General features: G+C 66.5%; 17 protein-coding genes (1 of these 17 only partly in view). All 17 read left to right on the forward strand.

All coding sequences use genetic code 11. The features are described 5' to 3' along the window. A protein-coding gene (locus tag ACQR10_RS15970) for a non-ribosomal peptide synthase/polyketide synthase (RefSeq protein ID WP_434885710.1) crosses the window boundary here: on the forward strand, nt 1-6,282 show its 3' portion. It extends 10,116 nt beyond the left edge of the window; only the last 6,282 of its 16,398 coding nucleotides appear in the window; its start codon lies off the left edge, out of view; it ends in the stop codon at nt 6,280-6,282. A gap of 7 nt (nt 6,283-6,289) precedes the next feature. Next, on the forward strand, nt 6,290-7,273 hold the full coding sequence (locus tag ACQR10_RS15975; protein ID WP_316216163.1) for an alpha/beta hydrolase: 984 nt from the start codon (nt 6,290-6,292) through the stop codon (nt 7,271-7,273). Then, nucleotides 7,270-9,003: a cyclic peptide export ABC transporter gene (locus ACQR10_RS15980; protein WP_316216164.1), complete on the forward strand. Its 1,734-nt coding sequence runs from the start codon at nt 7,270-7,272 to the stop codon at nt 9,001-9,003. The genes ACQR10_RS15975 and ACQR10_RS15980 overlap by 4 nt, the downstream gene beginning before the upstream one ends. A 133-nt stretch (nt 9,004-9,136) precedes the next feature. Continuing rightward, nucleotides 9,137-10,198 carry a GNAT family N-acetyltransferase gene (locus ACQR10_RS15985; RefSeq protein WP_410051417.1) on the forward strand — a complete coding sequence of 354 codons (1,062 nt, stop codon included), beginning with the start codon at nt 9,137-9,139 and terminating at the stop codon, nt 10,196-10,198. Between the two features lie 18 nt (nt 10,199-10,216). Beyond that, a complete protein-coding gene (locus ACQR10_RS15990) occupies nt 10,217-11,548 on the forward strand; it encodes a lysine N(6)-hydroxylase/L-ornithine N(5)-oxygenase family protein (RefSeq protein WP_316216166.1) in 1,332 nt (443 codons plus the stop codon). Nucleotides 11,549-11,729: 181 nt separating this feature from the next. Next, nucleotides 11,730-12,083, forward strand: coding sequence for a hypothetical protein (locus ACQR10_RS15995; RefSeq protein ID WP_316216403.1), 354 nt, complete (start codon nt 11,730-11,732; stop codon nt 12,081-12,083). Between the two features lie 317 nt (nt 12,084-12,400). Then, nucleotides 12,401-13,651, forward strand: a complete 1,251-nt coding sequence (locus tag ACQR10_RS16000; RefSeq protein WP_315802947.1) for an ABC transporter substrate-binding protein — start codon at nt 12,401-12,403, stop codon at nt 13,649-13,651. A 119-nt stretch (nt 13,652-13,770) separates the two neighbouring features. Then, nucleotides 13,771-14,595: an AraC family transcriptional regulator gene (locus tag ACQR10_RS16005; protein ID WP_315802948.1), complete on the forward strand. Its 825-nt coding sequence runs from the start codon at nt 13,771-13,773 to the stop codon at nt 14,593-14,595. Between the two features lie 199 nt (nt 14,596-14,794). After that, nucleotides 14,795-15,805, forward strand: a complete 1,011-nt coding sequence (locus tag ACQR10_RS16010; RefSeq protein ID WP_315802949.1) for a branched-chain amino acid ABC transporter permease — start codon at nt 14,795-14,797, stop codon at nt 15,803-15,805. Nucleotide 15,806: 1 nt separating this feature from the next. Then, on the forward strand, nt 15,807-16,895 hold the full coding sequence (locus ACQR10_RS16015) for a branched-chain amino acid ABC transporter permease (RefSeq protein WP_410051412.1): 1,089 nt from the start codon (nt 15,807-15,809) through the stop codon (nt 16,893-16,895). Continuing rightward, entirely contained in the window at nt 16,888-17,670 is a 783-nt protein-coding gene (locus ACQR10_RS16020) for an ABC transporter ATP-binding protein (RefSeq protein WP_315717437.1), read from the forward strand. Before ACQR10_RS16015 ends, ACQR10_RS16020 begins: the two co-directional genes overlap by 8 nt. Then, nucleotides 17,663-19,882 carry an ABC transporter permease gene (locus ACQR10_RS16025; protein WP_315802950.1) on the forward strand — a complete coding sequence of 740 codons (2,220 nt, stop codon included), beginning with the start codon at nt 17,663-17,665 and terminating at the stop codon, nt 19,880-19,882. The genes ACQR10_RS16020 and ACQR10_RS16025 overlap by 8 nt, the downstream gene beginning before the upstream one ends. Before the next feature lie 5 nt (nt 19,883-19,887). Continuing rightward, the gene (locus ACQR10_RS16030) at nt 19,888-20,733 is read left to right on the forward strand and encodes a phosphoenolpyruvate hydrolase family protein (protein WP_315802951.1); all 846 of its coding nucleotides are present in this window, start codon (nt 19,888-19,890) and stop codon (nt 20,731-20,733) included. Nucleotides 20,734-20,807: 74 nt separating this feature from the next. Next, on the forward strand, nt 20,808-23,705 hold the full coding sequence (locus ACQR10_RS16035; RefSeq protein WP_315802952.1) for a flotillin family protein: 2,898 nt from the start codon (nt 20,808-20,810) through the stop codon (nt 23,703-23,705). Nucleotides 23,706-23,711: 6 nt separating this feature from the next. Then, complete coding sequence (locus ACQR10_RS16040) at nt 23,712-24,149, forward strand: SRPBCC family protein (RefSeq protein ID WP_315802953.1); 438 nt, start codon at nt 23,712-23,714, stop codon at nt 24,147-24,149. 4 nt (nt 24,150-24,153) lie between these two features. Then, nucleotides 24,154-24,597 carry an SRPBCC family protein gene (locus ACQR10_RS16045; RefSeq protein WP_315802954.1) on the forward strand — a complete coding sequence of 148 codons (444 nt, stop codon included), beginning with the start codon at nt 24,154-24,156 and terminating at the stop codon, nt 24,595-24,597. Between the two features lie 15 nt (nt 24,598-24,612). After that, a complete protein-coding gene (locus tag ACQR10_RS16050; protein ID WP_434912002.1) occupies nt 24,613-25,434 on the forward strand; it encodes an FAD binding domain-containing protein in 822 nt (273 codons plus the stop codon).

Below are 25,434 nucleotides of genomic sequence, written 5' to 3' on the forward strand. Positions count from 1 at the left end.
AAGGATCCGGAGCAGCGCGTCGGCGCGTGGCTGCGGGACTTGCAGGATCGCAATCTCGGCCTGCGGGATCACGGCTGGATGCCGCTGGCCGACATCCAGCGGATCGCGGGCCGGGCCGGGCGTCCGCTGTTCGACAGCATCCTCGTGTTCGAGAACTATCCGGTGGACGCGGCCTTGAAGACCCGAGATGGCCGTCTGAGCGTCAGCCGGACGAGGATACTCGAAACCAGCAACTACCCGCTGTTCGTGAGTGTCGGTCTCGAAAGCGAGCTGCGGCTGGTGTTCAATTTCCAGCAGCAACATTTCGACGACGTCCAGATCCGTCGGCTGCAGATGGCGTTCGTGCAACTGCTCGCGGCCATCGCTGGCGATGCGGAGCAGGCGGTCGGCTGCCTTGCGGCTGATGATCCCGCTGATATCGCGCTGCTCGCACGGGTGAACGCCACAGCGGCCGCCGTGATATCGCCCGGTGTCGTCGCTCAATTCGAGGCGCAGACGGAGCGCGCACCCGATGCGATCGCGCTCGTGCACAATGAGGAGACGCTCAGCTACGCCGCGCTGAACGCGCGCGCGAACCGGCTGGGCCAAAGGCTCAGGGAGGGCGGCGTCGGTCCCGATGTGGTGGTAGGGCTGGCGCTGGAGCGCGGTGTCACGATGATGGTGGCGCTGCTCGCGGTGCTCAAGGCGGGCGGGGCCTATCTGCCGCTCGATCCCGACTATCCGGCCGAGCGTCTCGCGCACATGCTGACCGACAGCGGCGCCAAGCTGCTGCTGACGCAGGCGACGCTCCGCGATCGGCTCGGTCCGGTGCTGGCGGACGGCCACGCCGAGGTCTGGCTGCTGGACGAGGCGCCTGGAGAGGAAGTTGCCGACGTCGGCAATCTCGATGTCGCCGTCCATCCTGAAAACCTGGCTTACGTCATCTACACCTCGGGCTCGACCGGCCTGCCCAAGGGCGTGATGGTGCGCCATGGCGCCGTGACGAATTTCCTGGCGACAATGGCTGATCAGCCAGGCATTGCCCGCGATGACCGCGTGCTCGGTTTGACCTCGCTGTCGTTCGACATCGCGGTGCTCGAGCTCTGGCTGCCGCTGACTCGTGGCGCGCAGATCGTGCTGGCGGATCGCGCCTCGGCCCATGATCCGGCGGCGTTGAAAGCGATCGTGGCCCGTCATGGCGTGACCATGATCCAGGCCACGCCATCGAGCTGGCGCATGCTGCTCGACCATGACGATGGCGGGCGCGGATGGTTGCCTCGCGGCTGCCGCTTGCTGAGCGGTGGCGAGGCGCTGGCGCCCGACCTGGCGCTCCGGCTGCTCGCGCTCGGCGGCGAGGTCTGGAACCTGTTCGGGCCGACCGAAACCACGGTGTGGTCCGCGCGCCATCGGCTCGAAGCGCGCGATCCGGCGCCCGTCCTCGGCGGCCCGATCGGCAGCACCACGCTGCACGTGCTCGACGGCGATCTCAACCGTGCCCCTGTCGGCGTGGCGGGCGAGCTCTTCATCGGTGGCGAAGGCCTGGCCCGCGGCTATTGGCGCCGTGCGGCGCTGAGCGCCGAGCGCTTCGTTCCCGATCCATTTGGTGATCCCGGTGCGCGGCTGTACCGGACCGGCGATCTGGCGCGCTGGCGCGCCGATGGAATGCTCGACTATGTCGGCCGCGCCGACCATCAGGTGAAGATCCGCGGCCACCGCATCGAGCTCGGCGAGATCGAGGCGCGGCTGCGCACGCGGCCCGGCGTGCGCGACAGCGTCGTGGTGGCGCAAGAGCTCGGCGGCAGCCGGCAGCTCGTCGGCTATGTCAGCGGCGACGATACGCTCGATGGAGCTGAGCTGCGTGCGGCGCTCGCGTCTACGCTCCCGGACTACATGGTGCCGTCGCGCGTGATGGTGCTGCCGCTTCTGCCGCTGACACCGAACGGCAAGATCGATCGCAAGGCCTTGCCGTTGCCCGACACCTGGGCCGGGCAGGGACGGCGCATCGCGCCACGTAGTCCCACCGAGGCCACGCTCGCTGCGATCTGGGCCGAGCTGCTGCAGCAGCCGGCCGTCGGCGTCACCGACAATTTCTTCGAGCTCGGCGGCGACTCGATCATCTCGCTGCAGATGGTCGGTCGCGCACGCCGCGCCGGCCTTGTGCTGGAGCCGAGAGACGTGTTCCGTCTGCAGACGATCGAGCTGCTCGCGCCGGCCTGCGTGGCGTCGCGGAACGACCAGCCCGCAATCACGCTCGTGCGCGGCGCATTGTCCGGGCTGACGAGCGAGGAGGTCGCCCGGCTCGGGGTCGACTGGGATCGCATCGAGGACGTCTACCCACTCTCGCCGATGCAGCAGGGCATGCTGTTCCACAGCCTGCGCGATGCCGGCAGTGGTGCCTATGTCAACCAGATCAGCGTCGAGATCCGCGGCCTTGACGTCGAGCGGCTGCGCGGCGCGTGGCAGGAGGTCTCCGCTTGCCATCCGATGCTGCGCACCGGATTTCTCTGGCGCGAGCTGTCCGGCGCACCGCTGCAGGCCGTCCATCGTGTAGCGAGCGTGCCGTTCGCGACGGAAGACTGGCGCGGGCAGGCCGTCGATGAAGCGCTTCTGTCGTCGGCGCTGGCCGCGGAGCGTGACGTCGAGTTCGATCTCGCGGTGCCGCCGCTGCAGCGTGTCCGCCTGGTGCGCCTCGACCAGGATCGTCATCGCCTGATCTGGACCTACCATCACATCCTGATGGACGGCTGGAGCTCGGCCCGCTTCATCGGCGAAATCCTGCAGCGCTATTCCGGGCGTGCGCTCGTCTCTCACTCGGCGCTCTATCGCGACTATGTTGCCTGGCTGCTCGCCCAAGACGCGCAGGCCGCCGAGCGCTTCTGGCGCGGACAGCTCACGGCCTTCCACCAGCCGACGCAACTGGCCGATGCCTTCGGAGCACGGCGCCACGATGCGCACGGGCACCAGCGCTGCTACACGCGGCTCGACGAAGACGCGACCGCGGCCTTGAAGGCGTTTGCTCGGCGCGAGCGCATCACCCTGAACACGCTCATCCAGGGCGTCTGGGCGCTGCTGCTGCAACGCTACACCGGCCAGCAGACCGTCACCTTCGGTGTCACCGTCGCCGGCCGTCCGGCTGGTCTCGACGGGGCCGAGCAGATGATCGGCCTGTTCATCAATACGCTGCCGGTGATCGAGACGCCGTCGCCGGCCACCACAATCGGCGACTGGCTGCGTGCCATGCAGGACCGTAACGCGGCGATGCGCAATTTCGAGCAGACGCCGCTCTACGACATCCAGAGCTGGGCCGGCCGTGCCGGCGAGAGCATGTTCGACAGCATCATCGTGTTCGAGAACTATCCCGTCGACCGGGGCCTGCTGCAGGGCGACGGCTCGCTTCAATTCGGCGAGCTGCGCAATGTCGACGTCACCAACTATCCGATGGACCTGTCCATCATGGTCGAGGATACGCTGCAGGTCGAGTTCACCTATATGCCGAGCCACTTCACGCCGGATCAGGCGGAGCAGGTGAGGGCGCAATTCGAACATCTGCTCGCGGCTATCATGCGAAGTCCGGAAGCCGCGCTCGGCGCAATCGATGCGGCTACCGCTCTGGATGTGCAGCGCGCTGACGCCTGCAATGGCCGGGCGGCGTCTTCCGCGACGCGTCCGCTCGTGCACGAGATGATCAGCGGTCATGCCCAGCGTGACCCGGAACGTGTCGCCCTCACGATCGGCGGCAGGAACGTGTCCTACGGCGAGCTCGATCGTCGCGCCAATCGGCTCGCGCTCCGCCTCGTCGGCGCCGGGCTCCAGCCAGACCAGCGCGTCGGCGTCGTCGTCGAGCGCAACGAAGTGACGATGGCCGCGCTGCTCGCCGTGCTGAAGGCCGGCGGAGCCTATGTGCCGCTCGATCCCGAGCTGCCGCCGGACCGCATCGCCCATCTGATGCGCGATTCCGGGATGAGCATGCTGCTGTCCGGCGCGCATGAGATCGCCGCCACCGAAGGTGTCCAGGCCGTCGATCTGGCCTCGTTCGATTTCGACAGCGGTCCGCACCATGCGCCGGATCCGGGCCTGCATCCGGAGAATCTGGCTTATGTGATCTACACGTCCGGCTCGACCGGGCGGCCGAAAGGCGTCGCGGTCGCGCATGGACCGCTGGCGATGCATTGCCGGGCGACCGCTGCGCTCTACGAGCTCGACGAGCACGCAACCGAGCTGCATTTCCTGTCGCTGGCCTTCGACGGCGCGCATGAACGGTGGCTCACGGTGCTGTCGCAGGGCGCACGGCTGGTCATGCGTGATGCGGAGCTGTGGACGCCGGAGCAGACGGTCGCCGAGCTTCATGCGCAGCGCGTGACGCATATCGGTCTGCCGCCGGCCTACCTGCAGCAGGTCGCCGAATGGGTGGAGCAGACCGGAAATCCGCCGCCGGTGCGGTTGTATTCGTTCGGTGGCGAGGCCATGCCGAAGGCCGGCTTCGACAAGGTGAGGCGGGCGCTGAAGCCGCGGATCCTGATCAACGGCTATGGTCCGACCGAGACCGTCGTGACACCGCTGGTGTGGAAGGTCGATGGCAACACGGCATGCGACAAGGCCTATGCGCCGATCGGCATTCCCGTCGGCCGCCGCACCGCCTACATCCTCGATGGCGCGCTGAATCTCGTTCCGGCAGGCGCAGCCGGCGAGCTCTATGTCGGCGGCTTTGGGCTCGCGCGCGGCTACCTCGCCAAGCCAGGCATGACGGCGGAACGCTTCGTGCCGGATCCATTTTCGACGGAGGAGGGCGCACGTCTCTATCGCACCGGCGACCTGGCCCGATGGGATGCGAGCGGCACGATCGAGTATCTCGGGCGCAGCGACGATCAGGTCAAGGTCAGCGGCTTCCGGATCGAGCTTGGCGAAATCCAATCGGCTCTGCTGAGCGACCCCGCAGTCGCACAGGCTGCCGTGCTCGCGGTGGCGGGTGCGGGAGGAAGTCAGCTCGTGGCCTATGTGGCGCCACGGGCGCCGGGTGACGCCGCCGCTGCAGCGGCCGAGCGCCTGTCGGCGGCGCTGACCGCCGCGCTGCGCCGGACATTGCCGGCCTACATGGTTCCGGCCCGTATCATCGTGCTCGAGCGCCTGCCCACGCTGTCGAGCGGCAAGGTCGATCGCAAGGCGTTGCCCGCGCCTGGTATCGCAGCCGGGCGCGCGTTCATCGCCCCGGAAAGTCCGCCAGAGGTCGCGATGGCGAAGCTGTGGGCGGAGGTTCTCGGCGTCGCGCAAGTCGGCGTCACCGACAACTTCTTCGAGCTCGGCGGCAACTCGATTCTCAGCCTCAAGGTGATCGCGCGGCTTCGCCGCGAACCGGTCCTCGATGGCGAGATCAAGCTGCGGGATCTCTTGCAAAAGCCGACCATTCGCGCCTTGCTCGGCTCGCCCGCAGCATCATCCACGCGGCCGTCGGCGCTGCTGCCCCTGAGTTCGCCGGTCGATGGCGCGGCGCCCGTGTTCTGCCTTCACGGCGGCTTCGGCACCGTGTTCGACTATGCGCCGCTGGCGCGTCGTCTGGAGGGAGAACGGCAACTGATCGGTCTGCAGTGCCGGACGCTGATCGAGCCGTCCTTCACCGATCGCTCGCTGGCGGCGATGGCCGTGGACTATGCCGATGAGATCGTACAGACGCAGAGCGAGGGGCCCTATCATCTGATCGGCTGGTCGCTCGGCGGGCTGCTCGCGGGTCTGGTTGCCGCCGAACTGCAAAGGCGCGGCGCGCGGGTCGAGCGCCTGGCGCTGATCGACAGCTTCGTTCCGCATGGTGGCCAGCAGCCGTCGCGACATTGGACTGACGACTTGCTCGCGCTGCTCTCGGTCACGGCGCCGGGCGTGCAGTTGTCAGCGATCGCGTCGCAGGTGACGGCGATCCGCTCCGCCGATGCGCCGGCGACGGACGAGGTGATCCGGGGCCTCGTCGCCGATGCGATCGGCATGGCACCGCTGCAGCCGCGCGACGGCCTTCTCGGCATCGACGACATCGTCGCGGCCTTCAGGGTCGGACGCCATCTCGCGCAACTGGCGCAAACGGCCGAATGGCCGGCTGATCTCGCTGTCGCGCCCGGCTGCTGGTGGACCTCGGGCCGGCTTCGACAGCGCGATCGGCTCGCGGCGCGGCTGCCGCAGGCGGCAGACCTCGGCGTGATCGGCGACGATCACTTCGCGATCCTGAGCAACGAATCCTTCCTGGCGGCACTTGGCGCGTGGCTCGAGCCGGACCAGGCGGCGCAGACATCGCCAGGTCTGCAGCCCGAACCAGCTGAATGAGGTGATCATGGGCCTTCATCCTGATATCGCGGCGCTGCTCGAGATGATCCAGCTCGGAACGGAAGCTGGCGCGCGCATCCCGTTTCCGCAACTCACGCCGGCGCAGGCGCGCGCCGATTTCGACGCGTCGTCGCCGCTGCTGGATGTCGATCCACCGCCGCTGGCGTTCGAGAGGCAGCTTGCGCTGCCGATGCGCGACGGGACGGAGATTGCAGGGCGGCTCTATGCAGCGCGGCCGTTGGATGTCGCCGATCCGATGCCCGTGCTGCTCTACATGCATGGCGGCGGCTTTGTCGTCGGCAGCCTCGACTCGCACCAGCCGCTGTGCCGCGGCCTCGCGGATGACAGCGGCGCGGCGGTGCTGTCGATCGACTATCGGCTGGCGCCGGAGCATCGGTTTCCGACGGCGTTCGAGGATTGCGTCGATGCGCTCACCTGGATCGGGGGCGAGGGGCCGGCGCTTGGCTTCGACCCGCGGCGAGTCGCGATCGGCGGCGACAGCGCGGGCGGAACGCTGGCCGCGGCGCTGGCAATCGCCGCGCGCGACGACCGGGCCTTGCCGCAGCCGATCCTTCAGGTCCTCGCTTATCCCGGGCTCAGCCCGCAGCAGATCTCGGACTCCTACGAGAACTACGGCTCGGGCTATCTGCTCGAGCGCGAGACCGTCGACTGGTTCTTCGACCACTATCTGCCCGAAGGCACTGATCGCCACGACTGGCGATTTGCGCCGCTGGCGGCCTCCGACCTCACGCGCGTCGCGCCCGCGCTGATCGTGCTGCCCGAGTTCGATCCGCTGGTCGACGAGGGGCAGGCCTATGCCGCACGCTTGCGCGAGGCCGGCGTCGCTGTGGACTTGAAGGTCTATCCCGGCATGGTCCACGAGTTCCTGCGCATGGGCAACGTCGTGCCCGACGCCCTCCAGGCCCGCGCCGACATCGGCGACAAGCTCGCCGCTGTCTTCGCCACACGAATGGGAGCCGGCGGCCGATGATGACGCCATCCAATCCGGCAATTGCCAACGTCGGAAGCCTGCTGCGGCCGTATTGGCTGCTGCTGGCGGCAGCCATCCTGCTCGGCCTGCTCGGCGGCGCCAGCGTTGCTGGTCTGCTCGCCGTGGTGAACCGCGGCCTTTACGCAGGCGCAGGCGACGTCGGCGGCCTGATTGCCTCGTTCGCGGGTCTCTGCATCCTGATCGTGATCGGGTCGGTTGGCTCTGACATCAGCGCCAATATCGTCGGGCAGCGGATCGTGGCCTCGTTGCGCAAGTCGCTGGCCGCCAAGATCCTGATGGCGCCGATCGACCAGCTCGAAGCCTATCGGTCGCACCGCCTCATCCCGGTCCTGACCAAGGACGTCGATGCCATCAGCGATTTCGCCTTCTTCTTTCCCGCCTTCCTGGTGTCCGGCGTCATCGTCGCCGGCTGCCTGATCTACCTCGCGGTGCTGTCGTGGCCGTTGTTCCTGGTCACGGCAATCTTGATCGCGCTCGGGTCGTTCGTCCATTACCTCGCCCGCAAGCGCGGAATGACGGGCTTCAATCTCGCGCGCCAATACGAAGACGATCTGCAGAAGCACTACCGCGCGATCTCCGACGGTGCCAAGGAGCTCCGTCTTCATCGCCAGCGCCGGCGCCATGTCCATGTCGATCTGATCGGACGGACGGTCGACCGGATCGGCGACGTGCAGATCAAGGCGATCAATCTGCTGGTGACGGCGCGTGCGCTCGGGACGGTTCTGCTGTTTCTGGTGATCGGGACCGCGCTGGTGCTGCGTCCACTGCTGTGGCCCGACAGCCCGGCCTCGGTGTCCAGCGGCTTCGTGCTGGTGCTGCTGTTCATGCGCGGACCGATCGACCAGTTGATCGGCATGCTGCCGTCGCTCGGCCGCGCCCAGGTTGCGATGCGCCGGATCGCCGAGTTGTCGGAGCGTTTCACCGCCGCAGAGGCTGAACTGCTCGATGATCCCCAGGATCGGACCGCTGAGCAGATCGAATCCATCGAGCTGCGCGGCGTCTCCTACGCATTCCCTGCGTCGTCATCCGAACGCCCTTTTGTCATCGGACCGATCGACCTTCGCATTCGCCGCGGCGAGATCGTCTTCATCGTCGGTGAGAACGGCAGCGGCAAGACGACGCTGATCAAGCTGCTGCTTGGACTCTATGTGCCGGACCGCGGCGTGCTGCTGCGCGACGGCAATCCCGTCGTCAGCGAGACCCGCGACGACTATCGGCAGCTCTTCACCACGATATTCTCGGACTATTTCCTGTTCGACACCCTGGCGCAGCAGAGCAACCAGCCGCCTGACCTCGCACATCGCTATCTAGATCGACTCGAGCTCGCTCACAAGGTCTCGATCGATGGCGGCGCGTTCTCCACCACCGACCTGTCGACGGGCCAGCGCAAGCGGCTCGCCCTGATCAATGCCTGGATCGAGGGACGGCCGGTGCTGGTGTTCGACGAATGGGCGGCCGATCAGGATCCAGCGTTTCGCCAAATCTTCTACACCGAGCTGCTCGCCGACCTCAAACGTCTCGGCAAGACGATCATTGTGATCTCGCACGACGATCGCTACTTCCACTGCGCCGATCGGATCGTGCGTCTGCGCGACGGTCGGATTGACGCCAGCGACGCCGCGGAACGCCGCGAGCCGGCACAAAGGCAGCGCACGCTCACGACTGTTCTGCATGAACCCGCTGCATCGCTTGGAGCATCGAAGCCGTGAGCCGCATCTTTGTAGTTAATCTAAAAACAGCGCTACGGACTTTGTTGTCTTCGTCGTGCCGGCCGATCTACATCCTGAGCGGGAGTGGACAGAGATGACGCCCGTGCAGATCAATGAGAGGGAGGGAGTTCGCATGAGCGCGACCGCGAGCGTTACGGGCAGTATCCGGACATTCCCTGTCGCAACCGACGCGACAATGTCGGTCGTTCGCGACGATGACGGGCTTCGGGTGATCGCGGACGGCGCGCCACTGCTGGCGCTTCGGCCGGATGGCGAACTGACGCGTCTGATCGTGCACGACGGGGTCGATGATTGGCGCCGGCTGTCGCGCGGAGCCGCGGCAATGGCCGAAGCGGTCTTTGCCTGGACGCCGTCGCTGCAGAGGCTCGACCTTGCACTCGACGACAACCCGGCAGCAGCATCGGCCCTTGCGAACGATGGCCTCGCGGTGGTGACCGACGGCAGGCTGGCGCTGTATCCGGACATGGTGATGCAGTTTCGCGAGAACTGGCTGACGGACGCCGCGCGCCCGGCGTTTCCACAGTCCTACGCGATGACCGACGGCAGGCGCCATCCGCGGCGGCCGCCCAAGCCGGTCGGCACCGTCTACGCCCGTTTCATTCCCTGGCTGTCCGACGTCGTCAGCTTTCGCGTCATCGACATCGCTCACGATCTCCCGTTGGTCCACCGCTGGCTCAACGATCCGCGGGTGGACTCGTTCTGGAACGAAGCGGGGGACATCGACAAGCACCGGCAATATCTGTCACGGATCATGTCGGACCCGCACATGGTGCCGCTGATCGGCTGCTTCGGGGATCGGCCGTTCGGCTATTTCGAGCTCTACTGGGCGAAGGAAAATCGTATCGCGCCGTTCTATGATGCGGCGGACTATGATCGTGGATGGCACGTGATCGTCGGCGAGGACGGCTTCCGGGGCCGCCGCTTCATCACGGCCTGGCTTCCCTCACTCATGCACTACATGTTCCTCGACGACTGTCGCACCGAACGTGTCGTCGGCGAGCCGGCGGCGGCACATTCCCAGCAGCTTCGCAACCTGGATCTGGCGGGGTTTGCCCGGATCAAGAATTTCGATTTCCCCCACAAGCGGGCAACCCTCGTCATGTTGCTGCGAGAACGCTTCTTCGGCGATCGGCTGTGGCAGCCGGCGGCCAAGGAAGCACCCACAGAAGCCTAGCGCGGACGGAGCATCACCATGTCGTATCATCCTGCCCCTGACTATGATGTCGTCGGCGTCGGCTTCGGGCCATCGAACCTCGCATTGGCGATCGCGCTCGACGATTGCTTCAGACAGCAGCGTCTGAAATGCCGGTCCTTGTTCCTGGAAAAGCAGCGGGACTTCAAATGGCATGGCGGAATGCTGCTGCCCGGCAGCAACATGCAGATCTCCTTCCTCAAGGACCTGGTATCGCTGCGCGATCCGACCAGTCCGTTCACCTTCGTCAACTACCTGCATAAATCCGGCCGGCTGCTCGACTTCACGAACTGCAAGACGTTCTATCCCAGTCGGATCGAGTTCAACGACTATCTCCGATGGGTCGCCGGCCAGTTCAGCACCACGGTTGCCTACGGAGAAACGGTCGAGTCTGTCGAGCCCGTGCATAGCGGTCAATCCGTCACCGCGCTTCGTGTGCTCACGCGCATGGCTGACGGAAAAGAGCGATCACGCGTCACGCGTCACCTCGTGGCGGCCGTCGGCGGCGTGCCGCACATCCCTTCCATATTTCAACCGATCGCGAGGGATCCGCGGGTCGTGCACACCAGCGGCTATCTGAGTTCATCGCTTGCGGCAGGATCGGATGGCCGGTCGCCGCGGGTGGCGGTCATCGGCGGTGGACAAAGTGCGGCTGAGGTCACGCTCGATCTGAGCGAGCGGCTTCCGGACGCCCGGATCGATCTGGTCTTCCGTGGGCACGCGCTCAAGCCGGCGGACAGCAGCCCGTTCGTGAACGAGATCTTCAATCCGGACTACACCGATTATTTTCATTCGCGGTCCGATCGGCAGCGCGAGACGATCGTCCGCAGCTTCCGCAATACCAATTATGCGGTGGTCGACCCCGATCTGCTCGATCAGCTCTACCGGATGACGTACCAGCAGCGGGTTGCCGGCGCTCGGAAACTGGCTCTCCATCCGCGCAGCGAGATCGTCGCAGCCTATGCCTCCCCTGAGGGGATGGTGCTCGAGATCGTCAACAAGGACGAAGAGGTTCGCCGCCGGGCCGCGTACGATGCTGTCGTGCTCGCCACCGGCTACGAGCGATCTCCGATCCCGGCGTGTCTTGGTCCGATCAGCCGCTACATCGAATCGGCGTCGCTCGACCGCGACTATCGTCTGCAGACGAGCCCGGCGTTTCGTCCGCAGGTCTACGTGCAGGGCTGCGCCGAAACCTCGCACGGCCTCAGCGACACACTCTTGTCGGTGCTGCCGATGCGGGCACAGGAGATCACACAGTCGCTGGTGTCGGCAACAGCGAGAGAACAGGACGCGGCGCCGTCTCACGACCAGGCTGAGCGCGTGTATTCGTGATGGACGGCCGAATGCAAGCCGCGAGGAGCGCGCCGCGCGCGGCGTCATGAAATGAGACGAAACGATCGGGCCTTCCCTGGCGTGTCGCGGTCGAATTGTCATCGGGGGCGCCGTGCCTGCAATTGCTGGATTGCCGACATCTCGGGTCGGCCGGCGGGCGCGGTGGAGTGCAGGAATGGAAATGGGTGAGCCGCATCTGCCTGAGCGGGCCGTAACCTTGCTGGTGTCGAGTGAATACGCGCGGCTCGTGGGGCGGACCATGTCGGAACGGCTCGACTACATCGTCGACATCGCCTCGCTGCATACGCGCGACGAGTTGGTGCGGCGGCTGGACCTCGGCCGCGTGGTCGTGCGGCAGGTCGAGAAATGGCTCGCGTTCCATGGGCGCCGTTTGCGGCGTCCGAATGAAAGCATCGATATCGTCATGTGCGGATTGGAGTTTCGGAAGCGGCGTGTCCGGCGCTCCCGGGTGGCGGCACGAACGCGACGATTGAACGGCAGGACGCTCCCGAGGGAGCCAGGCCGAGGCGGCTGAACGGCTCGGGCTCTGCCTGAGCGGCGAGCCCACCGGAGGCTCCCATCGAGGCACTGACGGGACCGCGATGCACACGGAATGCACCGCGGGCGTTATCGCGTCGCATCATGGAAAATGAGACTCGTCGTCAAGGTCGAGGCCGGGCGGGTTGCGCGGGGGCTCGGCTCATCCGCTAGCCTCCGCGGTCGATGGGGGCTCACCGTCGCTCGTCAGAGATGGCGCGAGGCGACGGGAAGGTCCACTGCCAACATGGCCAAGAAAACAGTGGCCGGCACACGCTCGTGTGCCCCAGCAATGGGCGACAAGGGAGGAGTTCGATGCACATGCGAAGTGTAGGTATCGCCGTGTTCACGGCGCTTTTGCTGTCCAGCACAGCGTTCGCGCAGGAGAAGATCAAGGTCGGCGTCACCGCGACGCTGGAGGGCACCTATACCGTGCTCGGCGAGGACGGAATGCGCGGACATGTCACCGCGCTGAACGTGTTGGGCAAGAAGGTCGGCGACAAGGAGCTGGAATTCGTCGTCGCGTCGACCGACGCCACGCCGGACTCGGCCGTCCGTGCCGTGCGCAAGCTGATCGAGCAGGACAAGGTGCAGATCCTGCTGTCGCCGCTGTCGGGCGACGAGGGCATCGCCGTCAAGAACTTCGCCAAGACGCACCCCGAGCTGACCTTCGTCAACGCCGCGTCCGGTGCGCAGGAGACCACCTATGTCGATCCCGCGCCGAACTTCTTCCGCTTCAACATGGATGGTGCCCAATGGCAGGTCGGCCTCGGCAAATACGCCTATGAGACCAAGGGCTACCGCAAGATCGCGACCGTCGGCGAGGACTATTCCTTCATCTACACCCAGGTGTTCGGCCTGGCGCTGGAGTTCTGCGGCCTGGGCGGCAAGATCACCAGCCGGCAATGGGTCCCGCTCGGCACCAAGGATTTCGCGTCGGTGATCGCGGCGCTGCCCGATGATGTCGATGCGATCTATCTCGGCCTCGGCGGCGCCGATGCCGTCAACTTCCTCAACCAGTATCAACAGGCCGGCGGCAAGGCGCACCTGATGGGCGGCTCGATCATGATCGACCAGACCATCCTGTCGTCCAAGGGAAATGCCAAAAACGCCCTGATCGGTACGATTGCTGCATCGGGTCAGGCCGATACCTGGGAGGATCCGCGCTGGCAGAAGTTCGTGAAGGCCTATCAGGACTCGTTCCCGCCGGAGAAGCGCTTCCCGAGTCCGTCGCTGCTGGCGACCAACTATTATGGCTCGACCATGGCGTTGATCCTGGCGCTGCGCGAGGTCAATGGCGATCTGTCGAACAACCAGGCCAAGCTCAAGGCGGCGCTGGCGAAGATCGAGATCGATGCCCCCAACGGCAAGATCAAGCTCGACGCCAACCGCCAGGCCATCGGCACCAACTTCGTCACCGAGGTGGTCGACGACGGCAAGGGCGCGCTGTTCAGCAAGGTCGTGAAGGTGATCCCCGACGTCAACCAAACGCTGGGATACGACGCCGCGACCTTCGCCAAGATCGGCCTGCCGAGCCGCACCGTGCCTGAATGTAAGAAGTACTGACCTTTCGACAGGGAGCGGCGCGGCTCGAGCGGGCTCGGGCCGCGTCGTCGCGTCCCTTGCTTTCTGACATGCAATGATCGACGCTGACGAATAATAAAAGCCATTTCGGTGAGGAAGTGATGAGTAGGGCGCTCGCCGTCTTTCATGCTCGCTTCGGCCGTGCGACGGTTTATCAGCTCAATCGGCCATTCAATGTGCATGCCCATCGCGAGGGACATCTGATCTTTCACGTTGGTGGGACGCCGGCCGACATCGACGTCTGCGACCAGCACTATCAGATCGGCGAGGACTGGATCGTCGCGGTCAATCCGTGGGAACCGCACAATTTCCTGCCGAACGACATCGACAACGGCGCCATCTTTTTTGTGCTCTACGTCAATGCGGAGTGGTTCACGCCCTCGGCTGCGCGCGAGCAGGGCCTGCGGTTTGGCCGTACCTGCTTCCGGCGGACTGCCGCGCTCGATCGCTGTATTCGCCGCACCGCAGCGTTGGTATGTGGCGCGCCATCGCTCGGCTGTCTCGATGGCGAGCTGAGGCAGCTCATCGACAGTTGCTACGAGGAAAGCTGGCGCGTCTCGGAGCAGATGCCCGAACGGCCATGCGCGGAAGTGACGGACTTTCGTGTTCGCAAGTGCATCAAGCTGATGTCGGACAGTCCGTGCGCCGAGATCGAGCTCGATCACATCGCCCGCGAATCGGGACTGTCACGGCCTCATTTCTATCGGCTGTTCCGCAGCCAGACCGGTGTGACGCCCAATCTCTATCTGAATACGCTGCTGATGGAGCGAGCGCTCGATGCCGTCGTGGCAACGGAAGCGCCGATCGCCGATATCGGCTTCGATCTCGGATTCACCTCGCAGAGCGGCTTCACGCGGTTCTTCGCCGGCAATGTCGGCATGGCGCCGACCGACTATCGCCGCGCTGCAAAAGTGCTGCGCGCCTGACCTGCTGCTGCGCGTTGCGCGAAAAGAGACTGTCGATCAAGTGCGCACTCTCGTCTGCCGCTACACTCTGGGCAACGTGATCCGCAGAAGGATCCGACGAGGGAGGACGAGCGATGGCCGGCAGACCCGGCGATCTTCGGCTGAATGCGCCTTTCCGCTGTGACGACGGATCCGTCCCTCGTATCCTGAGGGAGGGGTGATGAGCCGCTTCATCGAGCGTCACCCGATCTGGTCCCTCATCATTCTCCTCGCCTTGGCGCTGCTGGCGTGGCTGATCTTCGCCGTGTGGCCGCCGGGGCTCGAGGAGGCGATCGGCCGCAAGAAGGTGTTCCTGAGTGCGGTTTTCAACGGCATCACGCTGGGCGGACTGTATTTCCTTGTCGCGAGCGGATTCACGTTGATCTTCGGCCTGATGCGCAACGTCAATCTTGCGCACGGCTCGCTCTATCTGCTTGGCGGCTATGTGGGCTACGGCGTGTCCGCCGCGACGGGGTCGTGGATCCTCGCCTTCGTCGCCGCCTTCATCGTCGTCGCGGCGATCGGTGTTCTCCTGCAACTGCTCGTCTTCCGCCGCATGGAGGGGCAGGACCTGCGCCAGACCATGGTGACGATCGGCCTCTCGATTGTGTTCGCCGATCTGATGCTGTGGGCGTTCGGCGGCGACTTCTATCAGATCCAGACGCCGGCCTGGCTGATCGGGCCGGTGCAGCTGCCGCTGATGACGGCGATGAAATCGTCGGGCGAGGCTGTGTTCCTGCAATATCCGCTGGTGCGGCTGGTGATCTTCTGCGGCTCGGTCGTGATCGGCATTGCGATGTGGCTCGCGCTCAACCGCACCCGCGTCGGCATGATCGTGCGGGCCGGCGTGGATGATCGCGAGATCCTGGCGGCAACCGGCGTGCAGATCCAGCTCGTCTTCGTGCTGGTGTTCGCACTGGGCGCGGGGCTGGCCGGCATTGCCGGCGTGGTCGGCGGAACCTTCCAGTCCATCTCACCCGGCGAGGACACGCGCTTTCTGCTGGCCTCGCTGGTCGTCGTCATCGTCGGCGGCATGGGATCGATCCCGGGAGCCGCGCTCGGCGCGCTGATCATTGGGCTCGCCGAGCAGCTCGGCTCGGTCTACATCCCAACCTATGCGATCGTCGTGACCTTCCTGATCATGGTGCTGGTGCTCGCGCTGCGGCCCCAGGGCCTGCTGGCGAGGCGATGAGATGTCGCTGATCCAGGAGGCACGTGCGCGGGAGAGCATGCTGGCAGGCGGCGCCGCACGGCAGCCGGTCGCGTGGTCGGCCACCGAGCAGCCCTGGGCCTGGGCGGTCGCCGCGCTGCTGCTGATCATGCCGCTGATCGCCAACGGCTTCTTCCTGATCGAGATCTTCGGCACGACCCTGATCCTCGGCACCATCGCGCTGAGCCTGATGTTCCTCGCCGGCTATGGCGGCATGGTCAGCCTGATGCAGCTGACGATCGCGGGCTTTGCCGGCTACATGGTTGCCGTGTTCGGTGTCAGCGGCAACGCGAATATCAGCCTTGGATGGCCTTGGTGGTTGGCGACGCCGATGGCGCTGGTGCTCGCGGTGCTGTTCGGCACGCTGGGTGGTGCGCTGGCGGTGCGCACCGAGGGCATCTACACCATCATGATCACGCTCGCGATCGGCGCGGCGTTCTATTATTTCACCAACCAGAACTGGGCGATCTTCAACGGCCACACCGGCATCAACACGATCGCCACACCGCATGTTCTCGGCGTCGATTGGCGCACGGATATCGCGTTCTATTACCTGACGCTCGTGGTGGCCGCGCTGTGCTATTGCGCTGTGCTCTATCTGTCGCGCGCGCCGTTCGGCCTGGCGCTGCAGGGCGTGCGCGACAATCCCAGGCGCATGGCCGCGCTCGGCTTCAACGTCAATGCGCATCGCATCGCCGCCTATGCGTTCGCGGCCCTGATCGCCGGCATGGGTGGCGTGCTGCAGGTCTGGAACTATCGGCAGATCTCGCCCGGATCGGTCGCGGTCGAGCGCTGCATCGACATTCTCATCGTCGCCGTCGTCGGCGGCATCACCCGGCCGGTTGGGCCGTATATCGGCGCGTTCATCTTCGTCATCCTGCGCACCTTCGCGCTCGACTTCCTGGTCAAGGTCGGGCTCGACGGCAACCGGTTCCGGCTGCTGATCGGGCTCGGCTTCCTCGCCATCGTGTTCTGGTCCTCCGACGGCGTCATCGGCCTCTATGAGCGGTGGCGCAAACGCGGCCAGCGCACGGAGGAGCGGCCCCGTCCGGGAGGTCACGGCCATGGATAGGGTCGCGGACCGGCTCTCAGCGCTCGGCTCGACCGCAGCCCTCGAATTGCGCGGCGTGACGCGGATGTTCGGTGCGCTCGCCGCGCTGACCGACATCACGATCACGGTGCGGCCTGGCGAGCGGCGCGCGGTGCTCGGTTCGAACGGCGCCGGCAAGACCACCTTGTTCAACTGCGTGACCGGCGACTTCCTGCCGACGTCAGGCACGATCCGCTTCTTCGGCGAGGACATCACCGCCTTTCCGCCCTACGAGCGGATCCGCCGCGGGCTGCGCCGCACCTACCAGATCTCGGCACTGTTCCTCGGCCTGTCGGTACGCGACAATGTCTATCTGGCATGCCGTGGCGTCTCGCGCGCGCGCTTCTCGATGCTGCGTCCCAGCGCCAATGACGCCCTGATGCAGGCGGCCGAGCGCCTGATCGAGGCCGTGCATCTGACGTCGGTGCGTGATCAACTGGTTTCGGAGCTCGCCCATGGCCAGCAGCGGCAGCTCGAGATCGCGCTGGCGCTGGCTGGCGCGCCCCGATTCATCCTGTTCGACGAGCCGGCGGCGGGTCTGTCGCCGACCGAGCGGCGCGAGCTGGTCGAGATTCTGACGTCGCTGCCGCCGCACATCGGTTACATCATCATCGAGCACGACATGGACGTGGCGCTGCGCGTCGTCGAGAGCGTGACGATGATGCACAACGGCCGCATCTTCAAGGAGGGCGCACCGCAGGAGATCGAATCCGATCCGGAGGTGCAGGAGCTCTATCTCGGAGGAGGCCATGAATGATATCCGCCGCTCCGCGCCTGCGCTCGAGGTCCGCGGCCTCGACGTCTACTACGGCCATTCGCATGCGCTGCAGGGCGTCGACCTCCGGCTCGACAGCGGAGTGTTCTCGCTGGTCGGCCGCAACGGCATGGGCAAGACGACGCTGTGCAAGGCCATCATGGGCCTGCTGCGGCCGTCCGGAGGGACGGTGCGGCTGCGGGGAGAGGATATCACGGGCCTCAATCCCGCGCGCATCGCGCGGCTCGGCGTAGGCTACGTGCCGCAGGGGCGGCGTCTGTGGCGCTCGCTCAGCGTCGACGACCATCTGCGGCTCGCGGCCGGCCAGCGCCGCGGCGCCTGGACTGTCGAGCGCGTCTACGAGACGTTTCCGCGGCTCGCCGAGCGCCGCAACAATGGCGGCGGGCAGTTGTCCGGCGGCGAGCAGCAGATGCTGGCGATTTCGCGCGCGCTGCTGACCAATCCGCAGCTGCTGATCATGGATGAGCCGACGGAGGGCTTGGCGCCGGTGATCGTCGCCCAGGTCGAGGAGATGCTGATCCGGCTCGGCCAGGACGGCGACATGGCGGTGCTCGTGATCGAGCAGAACATCGGCGTTGCAACCGCAATCTCGGCCCGCGTCGCGATCATGGTCAATGGCCGCATCAACCGCATCATCGACTCGGCCCGGCTCGCCGCCGACCGCGAGCTGCAGCAGCGCCTGCTCGGCGTCGGCCAGCATGCCGGCGACGAGACGGATCTCGGCACGGGGCAGGACGGCGACGCGCCCGCCGCACGTGCGGCGGCGCCAACGACGCCGAAAGCTGCGCCCGTCAAGGTTTACGTCTCCAATCCCGTGCTGCCGACGCGCTGGTCGCAGCCGGTGCCGATCGCGCAGATCGAGGCCAAGGCGCGCACGCTCTCCACCAGCGTCAGCCGGCTTGACGAGGCCGCGCGCCAGGGCCGTGAGCGCGCCGTGCCGATCGCGTCAGGTCCGCCCGCGGTGATCGTCGCCGGCACGCTCGACACCAAGGGTGACGAACTGCGCTTCATTCGCGATCTCGTCGCGAGCCACGGGCTGCGCACCCGGCTGGTCGACGTCTCCACCAGCGGACGCCATACGAGCTGCGACGTCTCGGCCCAGGAGGTCGCGCTCAATCATCCGCGCGGCGGCTCCGCCGTGTTCGGCACCGATCGCGGTGCATCCGTCACGGCCATGGCCGACGCGTTCGCGCGCTGGCTGCGCCGGCAGGACAATGTCGCAGGCATCATCTCGGCGGGCGGCTCCGGTGGTACGTCGCTGGTCGCACCTGGCATGCGCGAGCTCCCCGTCGGCGTGCCCAAGCTGATCATCTCCTCGGTCGCCTCGGGAGACGTCGGCGCCTATGTCGGGCCGGCCGACATCGCGATGATGTACTCGGTCACCGACGTCCAAGGACTCAATTCGATTTCGCTGATGGTGCTGAGCAATGGCGCGCATGCGCTTGCCGGCATGGTGATGGCGCGCGAGCAACGGTCCGCTGTCGCTGATCGCACCCGACCGCAACGTCCCGCGATCGGCATCACCATGTTCGGCGTAACCACGCCGGCGGTGCAGAAGCTCACCGCCGAGCTGCGCGACGACTACGAGTGCCTCGTCTTCCACGCCACCGGCGTCGGCGGCCGCTCGATGGAGAAGCTGGTCGATTCCGGCATGCTCGCCGGCGTCATCGATCTCACCACGACTGAGGTCTGCGACCTGCTGATGGGCGGCGTGTTTCCGGCAACCGAGGATCGCTTCGGCGCGGTCATCCGCACCCGCGTGCCCTATGTCGGCTCGGTCGGCGCGCTCGACATGGTCAATTTCGGCGCGCCCGAGACCATTCCGGAGCGCTATCGCGGCCGCAAGTTTCACGTCCACAACCCGCAGGTCACGCTGATGCGGACGACGGCGGCGGAGAACGCGCAGATGGGGCGCTGGATCGGCGAGCGGCTCAACCGCATGGACGGGCCGGTCCGGTTCTTCCTGCCCGAGAAGGGCGTGTCGGCCCTTGATGCACAGGGACAGCCGTTCTTCGATCGCGAGGCGGACGAGGCGCTGTTTCGCAGCCTCGAACAGACGGTGCGGCAGACCTCGAACCGGCGCCTGATCCGCGTGCCGCATCACATCAACGACAATGAGTTCGCAGCAGCGATCGTCGGTGCCGTCAGGCCGATGCTCGGGCGGCTGCCGACGCGGCGCAGACAGGCGAGGTGATGGTGATGCCGAGATATGAGCGCGCACCGCTGCTGAAGAAGTTTCGCGACATGGTGCGCCGTGGCGTGCCGATCATCGGCGGCGGGGCCGGCACCGGCCTGTCTGCCAAATGCGAGGAGGCCGGCGGCATCGACCTGATCGTGATCTACAATTCCGGCCGCTATCGCATGGCCGGCCGCGGTTCGCTCGCCGGCCTGATGGCCTATGGCGACGCCAATGCCATCGTGGTCGAGATGGCCAGCGAGGTGCTGCCGGTGGTGAAGTCGACCCCGGTGCTCGCGGGCGTCAACGGCACCGACCCGTTCCGCGACATGGATGTGTTCCTCGACGAGCTGAAGTCGCTCGGCTTCTCCGGTGTGCAGAACTTCCCAACCGTCGGCCTGATCGACGGCACTTTCCGCGCCAACCTCGAGGAGACGGGCATTTCCTACGCGCTGGAGATCGACATGATCGGGCGCGCGCACGACAAGGACCTGCTGACGACGCCTTATGTCTTCAATGAAGCCCAGGCCGCGGGCATGGCGATCGCGGGCGCGGACATCATCGTCTGCCATCTCGGTCTGACAACCGGCGGCTCGATCGGCGCGCAGACCGCGCCCAAGCTCGAAGACTGCCCCGGCCTGATCGACAGCTGGGCCTCGGCCGCGCTCAGCGTCAACCCGGAGATTCTGGTTCTGGCCCATGGCGGCCCGATCGCGGAGCCGTCCGACGCCGACTTCATCATGAAGCACACCAAGAACTGCCACGGCTTCTACGGCGCCTCCTCAATGGAGCGGCTGCCGGTGGAGCGCGCGCTGACGGAGCAGGTACGACATTTCAAGGCAATCAGCGCGCGGCCACGCCGCGTCTGAGGTGACAACACGAGATCCGGCAGCCCTGGCGCTTGGCGCCACGCTCGCCGGACGGAGACTGAGGGAGGAATGAGATGTCCGGGGTTCTGATCGGTGAGCTGATCCTTTGGCTGATCATCGCGATCATCGTCATCGTGGTCGCAGTCTACATCGTCAACTGGCTGTATCATCGCTCGTCGAAGGAGGTCTCCTTCGTCCGAACCGGTTTCATGGGTGAGCGCGTCGTCATCAATGGCGGCGCCTTCGTGATGCCGTTCATTCACGACTATACGCCGGTCAACATGAACGTGCTGCCGATGGGAATCACGCGCGCGAAGCAGGACGCCGTGATCACGCGTGACCGCATGCGGGTCGACGTCGAAGCCGACTTCTACGTGCGTGTGCAGCCGACCAGGGAAGCGGTGTCGATTGCGGCCGCGACGCTCGGCCGGCGCACGCTCGAACCGGAAAAACTGCACGCGTTGCTCTCCGGCAAGTTCATCTCCGCCCTGCGCGCGGTCGCGGCCGAGATGACGATGGAGCAGATGCACGAGGAGCGCGGCGACTACGTGTCCCGCGTGAAGGCGGCCGCCTCCGAGGCGCTGGCGCAGAATGGCCTGGAGCTGGAATCGGTCGCGATCACCGATCTCGACCAGACCGACCTCGAATTCTTCAACCCCTCGAACCGGTTCGATGCCGAGGGTCTGACGCGGCTGATGGAGGACATCGAGAGCAAGCGCAAGCTGCGCAACGACATCGAGCAGGACTCGATGATCAAGATTCGCACCCGCAACCTCGAAGCCGAGCGCGAGGCGCTCGATATCGAGCGCGAGAGCGAGACGGCGCGGCTGGAGCAGGAGCGCGACATCGAGATGCGCCGCGCCCTGCAGCGGACGGAAGTGGCGCGCGAGCGGGCGCTGCGCGAGACCGAGGCCGAGCAGGCACAGATCATGGCGCGCGAGGCGATCGAGAAGGCGCGGATCGCGAACGAGCTGACGATTGCCGAGGCCCGAATCGCGGCCGAGCGCGACACGCGGCAGCGCGAGATCGAGCGGACGCGTGCCGTCGAAGAGAGGGAGCTGCTGGCGCGCGAGGATATCGAGAAGGCTCGTATCGCCAATCAGCGGGCCATCGATGCCGCGCGGATCGAATCCGAGCGCGAGGTGCGCCAACGCGATATCGAGCGGACCCGCACCATCGAGGAAGCAGAGATCGCGGCGCGCGAGGCGGTCGAGAAGGCGCGGATCCAGCAGGATCGCGTCGTCTCCGATGCGCGCATCGCCAATGACGAGGAGACACGCCGCCGCGAGATCGAACGCACCCGCGCGGTCGAGCAGGCGGAGATCGCCGCGCGCGAGGCGACCGAGAAGGCGCGCATCGCGCAGACCATGATCGTCAATCTGGAGCGCATCAGCTCCGACGAGCGCACCCGCGCCACCGAGATTGCCCAGGTGCGCAACATCCAGGAGGCCGAGATCGAAGCGCAGAAGGCGGTCGAGGCCGCCCGGATCGCGCGCGAGCAGGCATTGTCGGCGGAACGGATCGCTGCCGAGCACGCCACGCGCAAGCTGGAGATCGAGCGCAACCAGGGCGTCGAGATCGCCGGCATCGCCGCGCGCGAGGCGACGGAAGCCAGCCGCATCGCGCAGGAGGAGCGGGTGCGTGCGCTGGAGATCGCGCGCATCCGGACCATCGAGGAGGCGGACATCGCCTCGCGCGAGGCGATCGAAGCGGCCCGCATCGCCCAGGAGCTGGCTGTAACAGCCAAGCGGATCCAGTCGGAGAAGGAGACGCGCAGCCTGGAGATCGAGCGCACGGAGGCCGTCGAGGCCGCCGATCTGAAGCGTCGGGAGGCGGTCGAGCGGCGTCGCATCGAGGTCGAGCTGGCGCTGGAGGCCGAGCGCATCGCCTCGTCGCGGACGCGCGAGGTGCTCAACATCGACCAGAAGAAGGCGATCGAGCTCGCCGACGAAACCCGCGTGATCGAGCTCGCTGCCAAGCGCGCCGAGCGCATCGATGCGGATCGCCAGGTCAAGGAAGCCGAGATCGTTGCGCGCAAGCAGGTCGAGACCGCCGATGTCTCGCGCGAGCAGGCGCTGGAGGCTGTCCGGCTGGAGCGTCGCCGGGCGATCGAGCAGCTCGAGGTCGCGCGCGTCCAGTCGCTGCAGGAGGCCGAGATCGCGGCCCGTGAGGAGGTCGAACGCGCCCGCATCGCCTCCGATCGCGGTCTCGACGAGGCCCGCATCGGCCGCGAGCGCGAGCTGCGCAAGCTCGAAGTCAATCGCGAGAAGGACGTCGAGACTGCGCTGATGGAGAAGGCGATCGCGCTGTATCAGAAGTCGCTGGAGGAATCCGCGGCCAAGGTCGCGGCCGAGGAGGCGCGCACGCGCGCAACGGAAGCGGCAGAGAAAGTGGTCACCGCGCGCGAGAGCGAGATCGCCCGCCGCCGTAAGACCGTCGAGGTGCTGCTCGCCGAGAAGCAGGCCGAAGAGACGCGGATCGCGGCCGAGGCCGAGCGGGTTCGTGCCGCGGTCGAAGCCGAAGCGCAGAAGCTGCTCAACGAGGCCGAGAACGTCCTGACCGATCAGGCGCGCTACTCGCTGTTCCGGCGCAAGCTGCTCGACCGCATCGAGGGCATCGTGCGCGAGAGCGTCAAGCCGATGGAGAAGATCGAGGGCATCCGCATCCTGCAGGTCGACGGCTTGAACGGCAATGGCGGCAACGGCAATGGCGGCCGCAGCGCGACCGACGAGGTGATCGACTCCGCGCTGCGCTACCGCGTGCAGGCGCCGCTGATCGACTCCATCCTCTCCGACATCGGAGTCGAGGGCGGCAGCCTCGCCAAGATGCCCGGCCTGATCCGCGAAGCCAGGGACATGCAGGGCATCCGGAAAGAGACGTCCGCGCGCAAGGATGCAGGCGGCGGAGGTGGAGCAAATGATGCCAGCCCATCCGAGCCGCCAGCCGACCGCGGTCCGCGCAAGAAGGGGTGAGGCACCATGGCGAGAGTCTACGTCTCCACCGTCGTCAATGCCCGCAACGACCGGGTGTGGGCGCGGGTGCGCGATTTCAACGGCCTGCCGAACTGGCATCCGGCGATTGCCGAGAGCCGCATCGAGGGCGGCGAGCCCGCCGACAAGATCGGCTGTGTCAGGGATTTCAGGCTGCGCAATGGCGACCGCATCCGCGAGAAGCTGCTCGGCCTGTCCGACTACGACATGTTCTGCACCTATTCGATTTTGGAATCGCCGATGGGCGTGTCGAACTACGTCGCGACCTTGCGCCTGACGCCGGTTACCGACGGCGACAAGACCTTCCTGGAATGGACCGCCGAATTCGACTGCGCCCCGGAGCGCGAGGCCGACCTGGCCGGCTCGATCGGCGGCGGCGTGTTCCAGGGCGGCTTCGATGCGCTCAAGCGGGCGTTCGGAGGCTGACGCCGTGCCGCACGTCGTCAAGAGCACCATCATCGACGCGCCGACTGACCGGGTGTGGGAGGTGCTGCGCGACTTCAACGGTCATGATCGCTGGCACCCGGCGGTGGCGACCTCGGCGATCGAGCGCTCGCAGACGTCCGACAAGATCGGCTGCGTCAGGCGCTTCCGGCTCAAGGACGGGTCGGAGTTGCGCGAGCAACTGCTGGCGCTGTCCGATCTCGAACAGAGCTTCAGCTACTGCCTGCTCGACACGCCGATCCAGCTGTTCAACTACGTCGCCCATGTCCGGCTGCTGCCGGTCACCGATGGTGATCGCACCTTCTGGCACTGGGAGAGCCGCTTCACGACGCGGCCCGAGCAGGCCGAGGCTCTGACGCGCATGGTGGCGGAAGACATCTACCAGGCCGGCTTCGAGGCGATCCGATCGCATCTGAAGCAGGCGGCATGAGCAAGAGGTGAACCGATGCCGGTCACGGTGAAGACGTTTCAGGCCGCGAGCGACGCGGCGTCGGCGCTGTCGTCCGATCGCGCAGCCCGCTATCTCGGCGGCGGCACGCTGGTGATGCGCGATCTGAACGAAGGCGACGTCTCGATTGCGACCGTGGTCCGCGCGACCGACCGCGCGCTGCAGAGCATCGATGCGGCGGGCGCGCGCATCCGCATCGGCGCCGCGGTCACTTTTGCCCGCGTGCTGGCCGAGCGCGAGCTTGCGTTCCTGCATCCGGCGGCGCGCTCGATTGGCGGGCCGGCGGTCCGCAACATGGGCACCGTCGGCGGCAATTTGTTCGCACCTGCGCCATTCGGCGATTTCACCGTGGCGCTGCTGGCGCTGGACGGCACGGTCTCGGTGCAGGGCGGCTTCGGCGTCAGGGACATGCCGCTGGAAGAGTTTCTGCAGTCGCGCGATCGCCAGGCTGGTGCGCTGGTCGTTGCGGTCTCCTGCATTCGGCCGGCATCGGTGGATGCGTTCCGGTATCGCAAGATCGCCCGCATCAAGCCGAAGGGCGGATCTGTGATCACGATCGCGGCGCATGTTCCCCTCGGCGGCGGTCGCGTGACGGGGGCCCGGATCGCGCTGGGATCGATGGCCCCGACCGCCATCCGCGCCAAGGCGGCCGAGCGCGCGCTCGAAGGCCGGCCGCTCGATGCCACCGCGATCAGCGCGGCGGCTGCGGCGGCGGGCGAGGGGACGGCTCCCACGGACAATTCGCTGGCCAGCGCGTGGTACCGCCGCGAGGTCGTGGGCGTGCATCTGCGGCGGCTGTTGTCGGGGCAGGAGAGCTAG

The sequence above is a fragment of the Bradyrhizobium sp. HKCCYLRH2060 genome (assembly GCF_051168135.1).
In the GTDB taxonomy this organism is placed as follows: Bacteria; Pseudomonadota; Alphaproteobacteria; order Rhizobiales; family Xanthobacteraceae; genus Bradyrhizobium.

What these genes read in the sequence shown, in the direction of transcription:
- ACQR10_RS16000 (WP_315802947.1), top strand. Translation starts at nt 12,401, where the DNA reads ATGCACATGCGAAGTGTAGGTATCGCCGTGTTCACGGCGCTTTTGCTG.
- ACQR10_RS16030 (WP_315802951.1), top strand. Translation starts at nt 19,888, where the DNA reads ATGCCGAGATATGAGCGCGCACCGCTGCTGAAGAAGTTTCGCGACATG.
- ACQR10_RS16020 (WP_315717437.1), top strand. Translation starts at nt 16,888, where the DNA reads ATGGATAGGGTCGCGGACCGGCTCTCAGCGCTCGGCTCGACCGCAGCC.
- ACQR10_RS15985 (WP_410051417.1), top strand. Translation starts at nt 9,137, where the DNA reads ATGAGCGCGACCGCGAGCGTTACGGGCAGTATCCGGACATTCCCTGTC.
- ACQR10_RS15990 (WP_316216166.1), top strand. Translation starts at nt 10,217, where the DNA reads ATGTCGTATCATCCTGCCCCTGACTATGATGTCGTCGGCGTCGGCTTC.
- ACQR10_RS15975 (WP_316216163.1), top strand. Translation starts at nt 6,290, where the DNA reads ATGGGCCTTCATCCTGATATCGCGGCGCTGCTCGAGATGATCCAGCTC.
- ACQR10_RS15995 (WP_316216403.1), top strand. Translation starts at nt 11,730, where the DNA reads ATGGGTGAGCCGCATCTGCCTGAGCGGGCCGTAACCTTGCTGGTGTCG.
- ACQR10_RS16010 (WP_315802949.1), top strand. Translation starts at nt 14,795, where the DNA reads ATGAGCCGCTTCATCGAGCGTCACCCGATCTGGTCCCTCATCATTCTC.
- ACQR10_RS16005 (WP_315802948.1), top strand. Translation starts at nt 13,771, where the DNA reads ATGAGTAGGGCGCTCGCCGTCTTTCATGCTCGCTTCGGCCGTGCGACG.
- ACQR10_RS15980 (WP_316216164.1), top strand. Translation starts at nt 7,270, where the DNA reads ATGATGACGCCATCCAATCCGGCAATTGCCAACGTCGGAAGCCTGCTG.
- ACQR10_RS16025 (WP_315802950.1), top strand. Translation starts at nt 17,663, where the DNA reads ATGAATGATATCCGCCGCTCCGCGCCTGCGCTCGAGGTCCGCGGCCTC.
- ACQR10_RS16040 (WP_315802953.1), top strand. Translation starts at nt 23,712, where the DNA reads ATGGCGAGAGTCTACGTCTCCACCGTCGTCAATGCCCGCAACGACCGG.
- ACQR10_RS16035 (WP_315802952.1), top strand. Translation starts at nt 20,808, where the DNA reads ATGTCCGGGGTTCTGATCGGTGAGCTGATCCTTTGGCTGATCATCGCG.
- ACQR10_RS16050 (WP_434912002.1), top strand. Translation starts at nt 24,613, where the DNA reads ATGCCGGTCACGGTGAAGACGTTTCAGGCCGCGAGCGACGCGGCGTCG.
- ACQR10_RS16015 (WP_410051412.1), top strand. Translation starts at nt 15,807, where the DNA reads ATGTCGCTGATCCAGGAGGCACGTGCGCGGGAGAGCATGCTGGCAGGC.